Origin of the sequence: Congregibacter litoralis KT71, from assembly GCF_000153125.2 — a bacterium.
Lineage (GTDB): Bacteria > Pseudomonadota > Gammaproteobacteria > Pseudomonadales > Halieaceae > Congregibacter > Congregibacter litoralis.
In genome coordinates this window covers 1,301,890-1,317,028 of sequence record NZ_CM002299.1, presented here as the reverse complement: position 1 = coordinate 1,317,028, position 15,139 = coordinate 1,301,890, and the positions used below count along the sequence as shown (strand labels likewise).

General features: G+C 59.4%; 14 protein-coding genes. 1 reads left to right on the top strand and 13 read right to left on the bottom strand.

Annotation, left to right across the window (positions count from 1 at the left end):
- Positions 1 to 138: 138 nt before the first annotated feature.
- The 10 genes from pufC to KT71_RS06060 all read right to left on the bottom strand — a co-directional run bounded on the left by pufC (position 139) and on the right by KT71_RS06060 (position 10,447).
- The gene (pufC, locus tag KT71_RS06105) at positions 139 to 1,230 is read right to left on the bottom strand and encodes a photosynthetic reaction center cytochrome PufC (protein WP_238549457.1); all 1,092 of its coding nucleotides are present in this window, start codon (positions 1,228 to 1,230) and stop codon (positions 139 to 141) included.
- A complete protein-coding gene (pufM, locus tag KT71_RS06100; RefSeq protein ID WP_008296327.1) occupies positions 1,227 to 2,204 on the bottom strand; it encodes a photosynthetic reaction center subunit M in 978 nt (325 codons plus the stop codon). The genes pufC and pufM overlap by 4 nt, the downstream gene beginning before the upstream one ends.
- Before the next feature lie 13 nt (positions 2,205 to 2,217).
- Entirely contained in the window at positions 2,218 to 3,045 is an 828-nt protein-coding gene (gene pufL / locus KT71_RS06095; protein ID WP_023660413.1) for a photosynthetic reaction center subunit L, read from the bottom strand.
- An 87-nt stretch (positions 3,046 to 3,132) separates the two neighbouring features.
- On the bottom strand, positions 3,133 to 3,369 hold the full coding sequence (locus tag KT71_RS06090; RefSeq protein ID WP_023660412.1) for a hypothetical protein: 237 nt from the start codon (positions 3,367 to 3,369) through the stop codon (positions 3,133 to 3,135).
- Between the two features lie 55 nt (positions 3,370 to 3,424).
- Positions 3,425 to 4,900, bottom strand: coding sequence for a chlorophyllide a reductase subunit Z (gene bchZ / locus KT71_RS06085; protein ID WP_008296330.1), 1,476 nt, complete (start codon positions 4,898 to 4,900; stop codon positions 3,425 to 3,427).
- Positions 4,900 to 6,369 (bottom strand): chlorophyllide a reductase subunit Y, encoded by a 1,470-nt coding sequence (gene bchY / locus KT71_RS06080; RefSeq protein WP_008296331.1) that lies wholly within the window; start codon positions 6,367 to 6,369, stop codon positions 4,900 to 4,902. The genes bchZ and bchY overlap by 1 nt, the downstream gene beginning before the upstream one ends.
- Entirely contained in the window at positions 6,362 to 7,342 is a 981-nt protein-coding gene (locus KT71_RS06075; protein ID WP_008296332.1) for a chlorophyllide a reductase iron protein subunit X, read from the bottom strand. Before KT71_RS06075 ends, bchY begins: the two co-directional genes overlap by 8 nt.
- Positions 7,342 to 8,295, bottom strand: coding sequence for a chlorophyll synthesis pathway protein BchC (bchC, locus tag KT71_RS06070; protein WP_008296333.1), 954 nt, complete (start codon positions 8,293 to 8,295; stop codon positions 7,342 to 7,344). The genes KT71_RS06075 and bchC overlap by 1 nt, the downstream gene beginning before the upstream one ends.
- A 113-nt stretch (positions 8,296 to 8,408) precedes the next feature.
- Positions 8,409 to 9,518 carry a methyltransferase gene (locus tag KT71_RS06065; RefSeq protein WP_008296334.1) on the bottom strand — a complete coding sequence of 370 codons (1,110 nt, stop codon included), beginning with the start codon at positions 9,516 to 9,518 and terminating at the stop codon, positions 8,409 to 8,411.
- Between the two features lie 56 nt (positions 9,519 to 9,574).
- Complete coding sequence (locus KT71_RS06060) at positions 9,575 to 10,447, bottom strand: polyprenyl synthetase family protein (RefSeq protein ID WP_008296335.1); 873 nt, start codon at positions 10,445 to 10,447, stop codon at positions 9,575 to 9,577.
- A gap of 103 nt (positions 10,448 to 10,550) precedes the next feature.
- Here KT71_RS06060 and KT71_RS06055 point away from each other — a divergent pair, with 103 nt between their 5' ends.
- Positions 10,551 to 11,573 carry a carotenoid 1,2-hydratase gene (locus tag KT71_RS06055; RefSeq protein ID WP_008296336.1) on the top strand — a complete coding sequence of 341 codons (1,023 nt, stop codon included), beginning with the start codon at positions 10,551 to 10,553 and terminating at the stop codon, positions 11,571 to 11,573.
- Here KT71_RS06055 and KT71_RS06050 read toward each other — a convergent pair.
- The 3 genes from KT71_RS06050 to bchO form a co-directional block, all read right to left on the bottom strand.
- Positions 11,551 to 12,678, bottom strand: a complete 1,128-nt coding sequence (locus tag KT71_RS06050; RefSeq protein ID WP_023660411.1) for a phytoene/squalene synthase family protein — start codon at positions 12,676 to 12,678, stop codon at positions 11,551 to 11,553. The two genes, KT71_RS06055 and KT71_RS06050, sit on opposite strands and share 23 nt — an antisense overlap.
- On the bottom strand, positions 12,659 to 14,185 hold the full coding sequence (locus KT71_RS06045; RefSeq protein ID WP_008296338.1) for a phytoene desaturase: 1,527 nt from the start codon (positions 14,183 to 14,185) through the stop codon (positions 12,659 to 12,661). Before KT71_RS06045 ends, KT71_RS06050 begins: the two co-directional genes overlap by 20 nt.
- Before the next feature lie 89 nt (positions 14,186 to 14,274).
- Positions 14,275 to 15,135: an alpha/beta fold hydrolase BchO gene (bchO, locus tag KT71_RS06040; RefSeq protein ID WP_008296339.1), complete on the bottom strand. Its 861-nt coding sequence runs from the start codon at positions 15,133 to 15,135 to the stop codon at positions 14,275 to 14,277.
- Positions 15,136 to 15,139: the final 4 nt, after the last annotated feature.

Genomic DNA, 15,139 nt, shown 5'->3' with positions numbered 1-15,139 from the left:
CTCCCATGTCTACTTACGTTATCCCCGGACCTTTAATAAAGGCCTGGGGGGCCTTGACAGCGCTGTGGACACCTTTACAGGCACCTATAGCCACTGCACCTACAGCGGCCCACCGGAGTGGAGCCGCCCTAGATTCTTTTAACCTCCACCCACCATGGCGGCAGCCGGTGCCTTCTCAGACTCCGTCGCGACCTTGATGAGCTTCTTTGAACCGGCTGACTGTGTCGCCAGGTTCGGGAAATCCTTGAGCATCGGAGCGCCGTAGAGAGGCTTGTAGGCACCCTGGTGACAGGTGTTGCACGCGATTTTCTGCGGGTCACCCGACGGCCCCTGGCGGTGCTCGGGAAGCCAGTCGTTGGTCTCCCAGACATATTCGTTGTTCAGCTCTCGCACCATACGGATCGCATGCCAGGCCTTTACGCGGGTGGGAGGGCTTTGCTCCCAGTTGGCAAAGGCTCGGCTGTTGTGACAGTAGGTGCAATTCACGCCCAGGGACTGGGAGAAGTGCATCATCAGCGAGTAGGTCCACTCGGTCTGCTTGATAGACTTGCGATTACCTGTGGGCAGCGCTGTATCGCCCGCCATACGAATATCTGCATCGCCCTCAAGATAGGGCGTGAAGGGATCGTAAGGCAGGGACGCGTAACCGTTCGCCGCCACATCGGCAACATTCTGACCCGTGGGCGCCGTGGCAAAGGAACCGGGCATCATCGGCGCTTCTTCGGTTACCCAGACGTACTCGGGCACGTTGTTGCCGCGGTGACAGGTGTAGCAGGTCACACCCGTGGGAGCCGTGTGAGTAGCGCCCCAGGTTTCGTTGGCCCGCTGGGTCATGGCGATCATGACCCGTGCGACTTTTTTGGTGTACTTGTCATCCGCCGCAAAACCTTCGTTGCCGTGACAATAGGTACAACCTTCCTCAGGAGAGACCCACTCGGTAATGGAGGCCATGAGGCGCGTGAATTCACCCACACTCAGATCGCCCAGTACCTGCACGTTTTCGTAGATGTCCCCGGCCTTCGGACCCGTTGCCGGTACCGCGGGGGCAGCCTCGGGCGCCTGATTCCTGGCGATCATATCGTCAAGGGTGCCCGGATTGATCACCTGCTCCATACCCGTGCCGCGATAGCCTCGCTGCACCACCTCCTGGGGAGGCTTCTCACAGCCCGCCAGGCCGACCGTCGTGAGCAATATGCCGACGCCGAGCATTCGCATTGAAGTTTTCATCATTGACCTCCCGTCATCATGGGATCGACTGTGGGAGTTGCTTCAAGTACCGGATAGGACGGTGCTACTCCGTGTTTCACAGCCCAGAGGTACCAGTTGTCCACCACGGTACCTGTTAAGAGGATGCCGATACCGCCGGTGACAACGGTTAATACAGCGAACCACCAGGCCCAGCGGTGAATGGATTCCATGGAGGCGTTAAAGCCCATGGTCCAGCGCCAGAACAGTGCTGCGCGCTCCGATGCCGTGCCTCGATCGGTAATCTGATCAATCTCGCGATCGCCGCCGTAGCGCGTTACCGCCAGGATGGTGGCACCGTGCATGGCGAACAGCAGGGTGGAGCCGTACAGGAAGGCAATGGACAGCATATGGAACGGGTTATAGAAGAGATTGCCGTAGCGCAGGGAAAAAGCAGCGGTCCAGTCCAGATGGGGGAAGATGCCAAAGGGCACCGCCTCACTCCAGCTACCCATGAGTACCGGGCGGATGAATCCGAGCACCAGATAGAGCCAGATTGCACCTGCAAAAGCCCAGGTAAGATGCTGCCCCATACCCAAAGCCTTGGAGCGTCGGTAGGTTCTCGCCCACCAGAGGAAGATCGATAAGGTCAAGAAGAAGCCTGCGATCAACCACCAGCCGCCATCATTGAGAGGCGGCAGGCTCAAACCGTACTGCGGGGGTGGCGGCTCCAGGGCCAGCCAGAACAACTGCCTGACAAACTGTACCGGGTCCCAGTTAACCGAGGCCCACATGTTGAGACCGATGATCTCAAAGGCGATAAGGCCGCACACGATCGATGCCAGGCCCAGGGTACCCAGGTAGAAAGGTCCGATCTGCGCATCGCCAATCTTACCCATCCAGTAATTATCGACGGGGGTTCCGACGCGGTTCTCGTTTTCAGCACCGATGGATACCCCCGGATAATGGGGACCTCGCACCTGCACTCGCGTAAATATGTTTTGGTATTCAAGTTTCATCGCAATATCCCCCTCAAGACCAGACCGGTAGATTGAGCCACCAGTTCCACCATTCGGGCCAACCGCGGGTCCAGAAAGGTCCACTTAAAACAATACACACCGCGCTCCAGAAGCCGGCAGACAGTGCCAGGAACAATCCAAGACGGTGAATACCCAGGGCGCCGATGGAGTAACCGACGTCGTCACGGAAAAAGGTGTTCTCATGCTCACCGGTCTTCACCACCGGGTCATCTTCACCGGGGTTGGTCACCGCCAGAATCAGAGAGCCGTGCATCGATAATGCGAGGGTCGTTGTGAAGAAGAAGGTCACCGCCAGCATGTGCGCAGGGTTGTAGTGAAAGTGCAGATACTGGTAACCAACGTTCGACACCCAATCGAGGTGGCTGAGGATGCCGTAGGGAAATCCATGCCCCCAGGCGCCGAGCAAGAAGGGCCGGATCACTACCAGCGTAACGTAGGCGAAGATCGCCACGGCAAAGGCAAAGGGCACGTGAAGGCCCATGCCGAGCTTTCTCGATATCTCCACCTCCCGTAAGGCCCAGGAGCTGAAGGCACCGATGGCACATAAGGTGATGATCTGCCACAGTCCCCCATCCATCAGGGGCGCCAGGCCAAGACCGTAGCTCAGGTCCGGGGGCGCAATGCTGATCTGCCACACATTCCATGTGGGCCCCATGGCCGCGCCATAGAGTATTAACGCGGTGCCCACCACGCTGAAAAAGATCGTCGTGACACCAAAGAAGCCGACGTAAAACGGCCCCACCCAGAAATCAAAGAGATCGCCACCGAGCAACGTGCCTCCACGTACCCGGTACTTTCTCTCAAAGCTCAACATGGACATGCCGTAACCTCCAAACCCGTCACTGACGGTGAATTTCGATAGTTCTTCCGCAGCAAACAATCACCACGGTTTAGTTTTATTAACGCCCTACCACTCAAAGGCATAGGGAATCACCGCCAAAGCAACGCGCCTTGCTTCTTCAAAGCAGGATTCGCGCTTCCGGGCACTGGCCGCGAAGGGCCGCAGGGCTCGGGGTAGCAAACGCGTCAACACGCTCACTACAAAAAAACAGCTCACCGCCATCGCCAATAACAATCGATAGCTTCGTTTATCCGTTTGTCGCACTTGCTGTGCTCCTACGTTGAGTTCCCCAGCTTTCAGCATGCCTCCGCCCTCCCCGGTTTTGGCTCGCAACTTCTACAATGTCTTCTACAAACACCTAGGCGGTCTCCGGCTCGTCGAGCGGCTCGGATTTCGCACTTGCCTGTATGTTCTTATCGAGATGCTCAACGCCGACCTGATCTGCGCCCGCCGCTCTCGCCCGTTGCTCAGCCGCATCGCGAAGACGCTTGGCAACGGAAATTCTCAGTAACACCGGTTCCCGCTCGAGTTGCTTCTCGAGGAGGGTTTCCGCTTCCTGTTTCCAGGCCAGTTCCTCATTGAGGCGAGACGGTGTCGCGTCAATCTGATCCAACTCTGTGCCCAGTGGCAGAATGTGGAACAGCGCATCGAACAGGGCGTTACACACCTCCTGAAGCACGTAGCAGGCGCCGGCGTAGCCCATAAACGGCGTACCCGTGTGGCGACGCACAATAGAGCCTGGCAGGGAAGCCGGGATATACATGGTGCGTGCCTGCGTCTCGGCGATATACATGCGCTCGTTGTAGCTCCCGAACACAATCAGGGGCGCGCTGTCTGCAATCGCGGCGCGCACGGCTTCGTTATCGGTTTTCGCGCCGGCACATCGGGAGAAGGAAAAGCTGCAGGGCATGCCCATCTCATCTTCCAGAAAATTGCGCAGTCCGCGGGAGTAGGTCTCGCTGGCGGCAACACCAAAGTTTGCCGTGCCGAAAAAATCCTGTGTTACCGAACGCCAGAGATCCCACATAGGCTTGATGGTGGTGTGCTTCTCTTGTTCGATAAAAGGCTGGGGATCGAGACCCAGGAGTTCGCCTAAGGACTCGAGAAACGCCGTTGTGGAGTGCAAACCGATAGGCGCCTGCAGATAAGGCTTGTCCAGGGCTTCGCAAAGCTTTCGACCGAACTCTCGATACATACACACGTTGACGTCGGCGTCGGCGAGTTTGGGGACATCGTCCAACTGGACGCCCATGGGGAACGTCAGATTGATTTCTGCGCCAATTCCCTCGACGAGGCGTTGAATTTCAGCGACGTCTGACCAGGTGTTAAAGCAACCATAGATCGGACCGATGATATTGACCCGGGGCTTCGCACCCTCTGTCCGCGGCGTTTCCTTTGCCTTCTTCCGCTTTGCCTTGCCATAGCGGTCCCAGAGCCAGAACATCGCTCTATCGGCGCTTTGCCACTGATCTTCATCAATGGTGCGCGGCAGGAAGCGCTCAATATTTGTGTCGCGCGGCGTCACACCACCGCCAATCATTTCGGCGATAGAGCCGGTCACAACCACCGAAGGACGTTTGGGATCCAGCGACTTGTGAGCCCGCCGGAGAGCGCCCTCGGTACCTTTCTGGCCCAGTTCTTCTTCCGCCAGCCCCGTTACCACGATGGGCAATTCGTGGGGTGGCAGTGCGTCGGTGTAGTGAAGTACGGAGGTCACGGGTAGGTTTTCGCAGCCCACGGGGCCGTCAATAATGACCTGAAGCCCTTTGATGGCCGTGAAAACGTAAACGCTGCCCCAGTACCCGCCGGCGCGGTCATGATCGAGGACTAACATTACGCGGCCCTCCCCGAGGCACTCGGCCAGATGCCGGCGGTCTCGCCGACGCCTACACCGTTAAAGAAGGATTCCATGCGGGCAAATCGTTCCTTGTTGCCCACGGCGGTGTTAATCACCTGCGCCAGGGACCCGGGACCCGCAGGCCCCATGAGGGGGCGAGCCGAAATCAGATTCGTAAAGTAAAGACCGGGAATACCCTGCTCTTTGGCATGCTGCACCACCGGTGTGGTACCCACGGCGAGATCGGGCTGAAACTCTTCAACCGCTGCAATATCGTCTTCCAGAGACGCCCGGTAATTCACCTGAACACCTTTGGACTCCAACCAGTTCCGATCATCGTCAGACCAGGGTGTTCTCGGGCAAGCGGTACCTACGTAGCGCAGATCCGCGCCAGCTTCCACGAGAAGCCTCGCTACCAGAAGCTCTGAACCTTCATAGCCCGACAGGGTGATGCGCGCATCGATAGGTGCGGCGGCCAGAGCGCCCTTGATAGCAGGAAGAAGGGCATTACTGGTTTTGGCAAGGATCTCGTCTTTGACACCGGCGCTTTCAGCAATCGCCGCCAGCCAGGCCGCCGTGCCGTCGTGACCGACGGGAGCAGAACCCACCAGGGACCGTCCCGCGGAGGTAAATTCACGGGCCGTTGCTTTGTAAAAGGGATGAAGCATGGCAGCGATAGGGCTTGCCAGCGCCGCATAGAGCTCCCGCCATTCCCGGGTGGGAACAATGGGGCCCGCCGCAAGCCCCATGGGCTCCAGCATTCGACCAATCATGATGGCATCGACGGGGAATATCTCACCCACCAGGGCAACCGTGGGTCGACCGGCGTTCTCTGCGTCGGGTCTCGCAACAGGACCCTGCTCTGCCTCACTGCGCGCATAGGACAGCATCGCGCCAGCAAGAATATCTTTCGCTTCCGCGTGGGTCGGTACGCCAAAGCCCGGAACATCAATGCCCACGATGCGGACACCGTTGATTTCCTTGGGCAACAAATCCAGAGGAACACCGGAGGCCGTGGGCACGCATAAGTTGATGAGGACGATGGCGTCGTATTTGTCCGGATCAGCCAGCTTGTAAGTCGCTTCCCGCAAGTCTTCAAAAAGCTTGCCGGTCACCAGTGTCTCGGAATCGAAGGGCACGTATCCGACGGTTCGACGGGCGCCGTAAAAATGAGAGGTAAAGGTCAGGCCATAGACGCAGCAGGCCGAACCACAAAGTACCGTGGCGGTGCGTCGCATGCGCAAGCCCACGCGGAGTGACCCAAAGGCCGGACACATACTCTGGGGCTGATCATGGGGACCCGTGGGATAGTCCTTGGCATACTGCTCAAGAACTTCGCTCTTACCGGCTTCCGCTGCCGCTTTTTTCATCGTGTCGGCGCCGGCGTGACAGCCCGACACCGTATCTTTGGCATCGGAACTGGCAATCACATCTGCGGGTTTCACGGTGGTCAGCGAATCAGACATCGTCGTAAATCACCTCCAGCGAAGGACGATTCAAGGCTTCAAGGTTGCAAAGCTCTTCAACGCTTGCCGGCTCGAGAACGACGTTGCGCCCAACGGCATCTCCGTCGAACAGGGCCAGAAGATCATCCTGGGAAAGCGCCGTAGGCTGCTGTGGCGGTGCATCCGCCACTTGCTGGGCAAGCCCTTCAAACAGCGACCCCCACTGGCTCTCGGGTCGTCCGATAATTTCGTAATTTGCACTCTTTTTGCGAATGTCATCGTCCGCAGGAATCGCGGCTAACTGGGGAATCCCCACTGCCTCGCAAAAGGCCTGAGCTTCGCCGGATCCGTCATCTTTGTTGGTCACCATGCCCGCTACGCCGACGTTACCGCCGAGGCGACGGAAGTACTCCACCGCCGAACACACGTTATTAGCCACGTAGAGCGACTGAAGGTCGTTGGATGCGACCACGATCACCTTCTGACACATGTCTCTGGCGATGGGTAAGCCAAAGCCGCCGCACACCACGTCACCCAGAAAATCCAGGAGCACGTAGTCAAAATCCCAGTCGTGAAAGCCCAGCTTTTCCAGGGTCTCAAAGCCGTGAATGATGCCGCGACCGCCACAACCGCGGCCCACTTCGGGACCACCGAGTTCCATGGCGAAGACACCGTCACGTTTAAAACAGACATCACCGACCACCAGCTCTTCGCCAGCGGCTTTTTTCTTGGATGCGGTTTCGATAATGGTGGGACAGGCTTTACCGCCAAACAGCAAAGAGGTTGTGTCACTCTTTGGATCGCAGCCAATGAGCAATACCTTTTTGCCCTGCTGCGCCATCATGTAAGACAGGTTGGCGAGGGTGAAGCTCTTGCCGATACCGCCTTTTCCATAGATTGCGATGATCTGTGTTTTTGAGCCGCCATCATCAGAGCTGGCAAGAAGCGAGCCCTCATCATTACCGGGAGTGTATTGAGTTACTGCCTTATTCATCAGTGCATGCACCTCCAGTCGAGGACCATTTTCAGACAGTCCGGATCGCCGAAGGCCATGCGGTATGCAGGGGCGGCGGTGCGTACTGACTGATGGTGAGTGATTAAACCGTCAAGGGAGAGAGACTTATCCCGAACCAGGCCAAGGGCCGATTCAAGATCAGGTTTCTGCCACTCTGCGGCGATGGAAAATGACACTTCGCGTTGAAACGCCGGTGGAAAACTAAAATTCAGGGGGGCGTGATAAAAGCCCGCAAGAATCACCTGGCCGCCCGGCGAAAGCCGCGCAATCAGGCTGTCGAGAATATGGGCATCGCCACTGACATCGGCGATGACTCGGTAATCTTTGCGCGGGTCAGAGTCGGGGGTAATGACCTTGTACCCGGCAGCGCCGCTGTGGCGACTCACATTGGTTTCCCAGACTGTAGGGGCGTCGCCGCCCAGCGCTATGACAATGCGCGCCAACAGACGTCCGAGAACGCCGTGGCCAATGATCAGGTCCGGGAGCGCGTGGTGACCAATGCGCAGTGCCGCGTGATGTGCCGTTGCCGCCAGGGCCAGCAAGATGCCCTGGTCGCCCAGAGACTCATCGATGGGAATCAGTCGATCGGCGCCAACCACCAAGCTTTCCGCAGATGCGCCAAAAAGCCCACGAACGTTGGTGTAGCCCGCAGAACCTGGCACGAATACCAGATCGCCTGCTTGATGCAGGCCTGAAGAACCCGCCTCGACCACCCGTCCGACGGATTCGTAACCGGGGACCAGGGGGTATTCGAGACCGGGAAACGCCGGCATTCGACCATCCCAGAGGAGACGCTCGGTCCCCGTGCTGATGCCGCTCCAGAGGACTTCCACAACGCAGTCATTGTCCGTGGGTTCCGCAAGACCAACACTGCGCAGGGACATGACACCCGGCTTCTCGAAAACGACGGCAGTCGCGGTGCGATCCACCACTAGCTTTCTCCCCTGTACGTCGAATACTTCAATTTACTCATAGTGTCAGTTTATATGGACAGCAACTGCTGTCAAGCAAAAATGACATATTGATGCTCAAGTTTCCTGAACACTCAGGGCGTCGCCGCCGGTCGGGCCGTCAAAACGCGTACGAGAAGAGGCTGATAACTGCCCCGCTCGCGCACGTCGGCAAAACCTGCGGCTTCGAGCATCTCGCGAATCCGGGCGAGGCTGCGCGGCTGACCACTCCCCATAGCCCAGAGATACAGATGAAAATAGGCGCCGACACCGGGAGCAGCGGCCGTTTCGGACAGGGGCTCCGCAATCAGCAACAAGCCATCGGGCTCCATGGCGCGACGCGCAGCCTTGAGGAGCCCCATGACCCGATCATCATCGTGATCGTGGAGGATCCGAATGAGGCTGATGACATCGGCGCCGCGAGGGAGGGCATCAAGGAACATGTCGCCTCCGAGGGCACTCCCCCGCTCCTCCAGGCCCTCCTGAGCAAAGCGCTCATCCGCCAGGACAGCAACATCCGGGAGGTCAAACACCCGGGCCCGAAGACCTGCAAACCGCCGCAGGGCCTCGGCAGCAAACACACCGCTGCCACCTCCCACATCAAGAAGCTCCCGCCGCCCCTCCAGGGAGCAGTGCGCCAGGACATCGTCGGCAACAAAAGACTGTGACTGCGCCATCAGCTCGCTGTAGCGCTGCGCATTCTCAGCCTCACTAAGACCAGGCCGTGATGCGTAGGCCCAGTACTGACTCAAAGCGCTTTGAGAGCGATCCCGCAAAAGCGACAAAGGCTCGGCGAGATCTGAATAAAGCAGGTGGTGATGACGGACCATGGCGGCTATACCGGGGCTGCCGCGACTGGCTGCGCCCAGGTCACCGAGGCGCCAACTGTCGGCACCCCAGCGCTGCAGAAGTCGCAGCTCCGCCGCAGCCCGCAGAAGGCGCTCCAGGCCATCCACGGGTAGATCGCAGGCAGCGGCAAGCTGTGCTGAGGTGCGCGGACCTTCCGCGAGACGCTCAAACAGATCCAGCTCTACGCAGGCGGCCAGCACCTGGGAGTAAACAAAGCCCGCGGTAATATCAAAGAGCTCCCGGGCTCGCCGACGGGCAATCCAGCGAAACAGGGGAAAGCGAAGCACGGACTGATGGAAGACAGGACTACCCAGCAGGCGATCCCGCCGCGTGAGCAGCCAGTTTTTCAGGAGCATGCGGTCACGCCTGTCATAAGGTCACACTGTGAGAAGCGCGGGTCGAACGCTATCAATCAGGCAGCGACCGGCGCACAGACTTTTGGCAAGAAGCGCTGCGCCTGCTGACGAACCACTTCCTGGAGCTCTGCGCGACCCGCGCAGGGAGGAACCGCTGCCACACCCTCTTCCACAAGCTCGCGCAAGCGGTGTGTCGCACCCTCAAGACCCAGCTCTGAGACGGCGCTGGGACGATTGAGGGCCACATCAACGCCGCAGGGTTTGCCGAGTTGCTCGGGTGTCGAGGTGGCATCCTGAATATCGTCTGCGACCTGATAGGCCTCACCGATCTTCGCGCCCAGCAGTTTCCAGGGCGCAACATCTACGCCCGCAGCCGCGGCACCCGCGGCCGTTGCCGCAATAAACAGAGCACCGGTTTTTGCCCGGTGATAAAGAGACACATCGACAACGGGCTCCGACTCCCAGGCCTGACCCGCCGCAATACCGCAGGGCGCGCCAACGCCCTCGGCGACGACCCGCATCAATTGCGACAGGCGGTTTTTCGCCGGCAATTGCGGTCTTGCAAGGAGCGCGAAGGCCGACACAATCAGGGCATCCCCGGCCAATAGCGCTATGGGCTCACCGTAGGCGGTGTGCACTGACTGCCGGCCTCGTCGCTCATCAGCATTATCAAAACAGGGCATATCATCGTGAACCAGGGATGCGCAGTGGAGCAGCTCGACGGACGCCGCCGCGGCGGCAGCGAGGGCCGGCGCATCGCAATGATTGGCAAGCGCCACGGCCAGGCAGAGCTTGGGCCGCACCCGGGCACCGCCGGGAAACACCGAATGATGGAGAGCAGCCGCCAACAACTTGGGACAGCGCGCATCGGCCGCCTCTTCAACCGCCGACCGCAAAACTTGCTCGAAATCACTGTCACCTATCGGCATTAGGGAACCCCACACTGTTAATATTAGTTTACACTTAATGGTGTAAGGTAGATTAGACGAATCAAGAATACAAGTAGCAAAACAAGAAGGAACACCCGCCGCAATGGAAGGTTTACCGCCCCGGAGTTCAGACACAGAGCCCACCGTCTCGCAAAGCGAGGCCTTACCGTCTGGCTACAGCACCCGCGAGCCCGGGATCAATTTTGCCGAAGCTGTGGCCGACAACGGCTATCTCTGGTGGTATGTCGACGCCATCAGCGATGACGGCAGACAGGCCATCACCATGATTATTTTTGTAGGGAGCGTGTTCTCTCCCTACTATGCCCGCGCGCGCCGCAAGGCCGTGACCGCAGCGGAAAACCACTGCGCCTTCAATACTATTCTCTATGGACCCGGCGGCAAAAAACGCTGGAGCATGACCGAGCGAGGCTCCGCCCGCCTCAAACGCCGTGCCGACAGTTACGCCCTGGGCCCGAGCCGAATCGATTGGGACGGAGAGAGCTTTCTGGCCCGGGTAAACGAGCGGTGCACACCGTTTGCACAGCGCATGCAGGGAACGATCCGAATCACCCCCTCCACGCTCACCGCACACAGCCTGCAGCTGGATGAGGACGCCCGGCACCACTGGAACCCCATCGCTCCCATTGCCCGGGTTGATGTCGATCTCCCCTCCCTGGGCACCGCCTGGTCCGGGGACGGCTACCTCGACAGCAACCGGGGAACAGAACCTTTGGCGGATGGATTCTCGGGCTGGGACTGGACCCGTGCGAGACTGAGCAATGGTGACTGTGCTGTGCGCTACGAAGCTCGACACGGCGCCCGAAAGCCGCATCGGCTGGCGTTGCGTTTTAAGAAGGACGGTTCTATCGCCAGCGAGGAGACCCGGGACGCGGCGGCGCTACCGCGCACGGGCATATGGCGCGTCCATCGACGCATGCCCGGCGCAGAAGCGAGGCCAACGCGATTACAGACTCTGGAAGACACGCCGTTTTATGCGCGCTCACTCATTAAGACAGAATTTGGCGGCGAAACGGGGACGGGCATCCATGAAAGCCTGTCCATGGAGCGATTTGAGCAGCGCTGGGTACAGACTCTGCTGCCCTTCAGGATGCCGCGCCGGACCTGAGGCTGGACCCCGAGCTGTGGACTTCGCGATCACGCTTTTCCAACTCGGCAAACACATTGAGAACCCAATCCACATCACCGGCGAAGCCATCCCGAGGCCCCTCAGCGACCTCCGGTGTCGGCAGTTCGTCCACCGCGCGAATGAGATAGCGCACCTGAGGGAGCGGATCCGCGTGAAGGTGCGCGAGATTGACTCTCGGCGGCAAAAGAGACGCGGCGGCCAACAGGAACTTGCGATGGGAGGACAATACCGTGCGTTGAGACACGCTGTCCCCACCGCGGCGCAGGAGCTCGTGACCAATGCCCGCATAGAGTTTTCTCGCAGCATAGATACCCGGCCTGCAGCGGGCGGGAAGCCCGGCAATACCGCTGTCCGCCCTGGCATACAAACACTCCGCGGCGCTCAGGAGGCGAGCCACCACCGAAGCCAGCTCCGGCGAGAACCTTGGATTTTCTATGAGCGCCTGGGGAGTCAGACCCACCTCCCGAAGCCAGCGCTTGGGCAGGTACACCCGCCCCGCCCGGGCATCTTCACCGACATCCCGGGCGATATTGGTCAGTTGCATAGCAACACCGAGATCCGCCGCGCGGGCCAGCATACCCGGATCCCTGACACCCATAAGCAAGGCCATCATGACGCCCACGGAGCCCGCCACGCGCACACCGTAGCCGTAAACACTACCCAAATCCTTGTAAGCCCGGGACTGCACATCCCAGGCAAAGCCCTGAAGCAGCGCCTCAAGGAGCTCCCGGGGCAGCGCATAGTCATGCACTACCCGGGCAAGCGCACGATCAACCGTGTTATCCGGGACACCCTCGCCATAAACCGCGCTCAGGCGCTCCCGGAATATCGCCAGCTCCGCCATGGGGTCATCCCCATCATCAATGGCATCATCAGCTTCCCGACAGAATGCATAGAGAGCAAAGACCGCACCCCGCAAGCCCGAGGGCAGTAAATGGGAAGCCAGAAAAAATGACTTGGATCCCGTGCGGATCATGCCCCGGCAATGCGCGGTATCGGAGCGCGCATCCGGCGGTATCGCTACCCGTGAACGCAGCAAAATGCCCTGCACCTCAGCAGCAGCCTCAGGCATAGCTGTGCGCATGGGGAACCACCTGATCCAGCACCTTGGCTGACGTTATCACGCCGGGGATGCCTGCGCCGGGATGCGTACCTGCGCCCACCAGGAAGAGACCTTTCACGTCCTCACTGACATTGTGGGGGCGGAACCAGGCGCTTTGCATGAGCTTTGGCTCGAAGCTGAAAGCACATCCGCGAAAGGCAAGAAGCCGGCTTTGAAAATCCAGAGGCGTCATCACCCGGGAGGTTTTCACATGCTCAGAGAATCCGGGAAGCACCGTTTCCTCAAGCCGCTTCTGGATAGCAAGACGGAAAGGCTCCGCCTGCGCCTCCCAGTCCGTACCGCTCTCCAGGTGAGGCACAGGCGCCAGAACGTAAAAGGTGTCACAGCCCTCGGGGGCAAGGCTTGGATCCAGCTCCGTAGGACGATGGAGGTAAAGACTGAAATCATCGGCGAGGTGGTGGTGCTTGAAGATATCATCCAAAAGCCCCTTGTACCGCGGACCAAGGAGCACCGAATGCTGAGGAACGTCCTCATAGCGCTTGTCCGTACCGAAGTACCAGACGAACAGCCCTGAAGAAAAACTCGAGCGCTCAATTTTGCGATCGGTCCAGTGCCTGCGGTGCTCGGGCTTCACAAGATGGCGGTAGGTCCATGCCGCATCGGCATTGGACACCACCACATTGGCGGAAAGCACTTCTCCCGACGCCAGGCGAACACCCTTCGCCTCCCCCCCTTCCACGAGGATTTCTTCCACCTCGGCATTACAGCGCAACACCGCACCCTGGGATTGCATCAGAGACACCATGGCATCGACCAGCGCTCCGGTCCCGCCCATGGCTGAATGGACGCCATGCTGCTGCTCCAGGTAGGAAATCAATGCATAGACGGCGGTGACCGAATAGGGATTCCCGCCGATGAGCAAGGGATGGAAACTCAGCACGGTTTGCAGCTTGGGGTTCTTTACATGAGCGCGCACCAGGGAATGGAGACTCCGTAGACCCTGCATTTTCAGCATCTCGGGAATCACCTTGAGCATATCGGTGATCTTGGTGAAGGGCATGTCGCCCATCTGCTCATAGCCAAGGCGATAAGCCGTGGCACTAACCTTTAAGAATTGCTCGTAGCCATCCAGATCCTCGGGCGCTATGCGGCGTATCTCCGCCCGCATCTGCTCGGGATCACCGGTGTAATCGAAGGTATCGCCATCATCAAAACGGAGGCGGAAAAAGGGCTTCATGGCGCGAAGCTCGACATCGTCACTGAAGCTTCTGCCACAGAGCGTCCACAACTCCTCAAGCAAAAACGGCGCCGTGATAATCGTGGGACCCGCGTCAAAGGTAAATCCGTCCTGCCGGAAAACGTAGGCCCGCCCACCGGGAGCATCAAGCTTTTCGAGCACGGTAACGCGGTAACCGCGCACGGAAAGACGAATTGCGGCAGCAAGTCCGCCAAAACCACTGCCAATGACGATGGCGTGGGGAGCAGCACCCGATTGCAGCTCAGAACCCGGGGTCACGATACTGTTCACTATAAATTACACTTTTAGTGTCAAACTTGCTTTACAGCATAGCAGCAAGTACAGGCCTTGCACAGATCCACCAAAGGCTTTCTTGAACCTCAGCTCCGGGCAGCCGCCCTACGAACCTGTTCAGCGAACCACTCGGGACTCTCTTCGTGACCCAGATGCCCCAAATCGGCAATGCGATGAAGCTCTGAGCCGGGGAGACGACGCGCCAACTCCTCACCCTGAGCCGGCAGCACCACCGAATCCCTGTCACAGACCAGAAGCGATAAGGCGGGATTCAGCCGATCCAGATTGGCCTCCAACTGCTCCAGATTCCAGTTCGCCATCATGCGTAGTGTGGCCGCGACATGGCGGGGTTTACCCAGCAGATCCCGATAGCAGCGCACCATCTCGGGCGGCGTGCGGGAACCGGTCTGACGCAACATCCGCTCCACGGGTTTTCGCGGCACGGCGTGAAGCGCCACCAGCTGAGTGAACACAGGAGAGGCTGCAAGCAGCTGCGCCGCCTTACTGAACACCGGCGCAGCCGCACGACCGAAGGGCAACATGGCACCGTTAATACTGACCACGGACCGGGGATTCAAGGAACCTCGCAAGCACAGGCATGCGGCGATGGCAGCGCCGGCAGAATGGCCCGCGATCACCACGGGCTTTGCATCCAGGGTCTGAAGAAGATGAGCGATGGCACGGGACATGCCCGTCAGGGAACACTGCGCTGCGGGCGCCAGCTCCGTAAAGCCCTGCCCGGGGAGATCCGGGGCGATGACACGGAAGTCCGACTCCAGGAGACGCGCCATAGGCACCCAGGAATGGGAGGACGCCCCCGTGCCATGGAGCAAGAGTAAATCGGGGCCGCTGCCACGAATCTGCACGTGCCAGCGCAACCCCGAAGACTCAATAAACTCGCTGCTATCCGAATCGGGCCAATTTTCAGGAAGCTCATAGTCGGTCATGAGC

Coding starts and splice junctions, on each gene's coding strand:
- pufC (WP_238549457.1), bottom strand. CDS start 1,230: ATGATGAAAACTTCAATGCGAATGCTCGGCGTCGGCATATTGCTCACG.
- pufM (WP_008296327.1), bottom strand. CDS start 2,204: ATGAAACTTGAATACCAAAACATATTTACGCGAGTGCAGGTGCGAGGT.
- pufL (WP_023660413.1), bottom strand. CDS start 3,045: ATGTCCATGTTGAGCTTTGAGAGAAAGTACCGGGTACGTGGAGGCACG.
- KT71_RS06090 (WP_023660412.1), bottom strand. CDS start 3,369: ATGCTGAAAGCTGGGGAACTCAACGTAGGAGCACAGCAAGTGCGACAA.
- bchZ (WP_008296330.1), bottom strand. CDS start 4,900: ATGTTAGTCCTCGATCATGACCGCGCCGGCGGGTACTGGGGCAGCGTT.
- bchY (WP_008296331.1), bottom strand. CDS start 6,369: ATGTCTGATTCGCTGACCACCGTGAAACCCGCAGATGTGATTGCCAGT.
- KT71_RS06075 (WP_008296332.1), bottom strand. CDS start 7,342: ATGAATAAGGCAGTAACTCAATACACTCCCGGTAATGATGAGGGCTCG.
- KT71_RS06065 (WP_008296334.1), bottom strand. CDS start 9,518: ATGCTCCTGAAAAACTGGCTGCTCACGCGGCGGGATCGCCTGCTGGGT.
- KT71_RS06060 (WP_008296335.1), bottom strand. CDS start 10,447: ATGCCGATAGGTGACAGTGATTTCGAGCAAGTTTTGCGGTCGGCGGTT.
- KT71_RS06055 (WP_008296336.1), top strand. CDS start 10,551: ATGGAAGGTTTACCGCCCCGGAGTTCAGACACAGAGCCCACCGTCTCG.
- KT71_RS06050 (WP_023660411.1), bottom strand. CDS start 12,678: ATGCGCACAGCTATGCCTGAGGCTGCTGCTGAGGTGCAGGGCATTTTG.
- bchO (WP_008296339.1), bottom strand. CDS start 15,135: ATGACCGACTATGAGCTTCCTGAAAATTGGCCCGATTCGGATAGCAGC.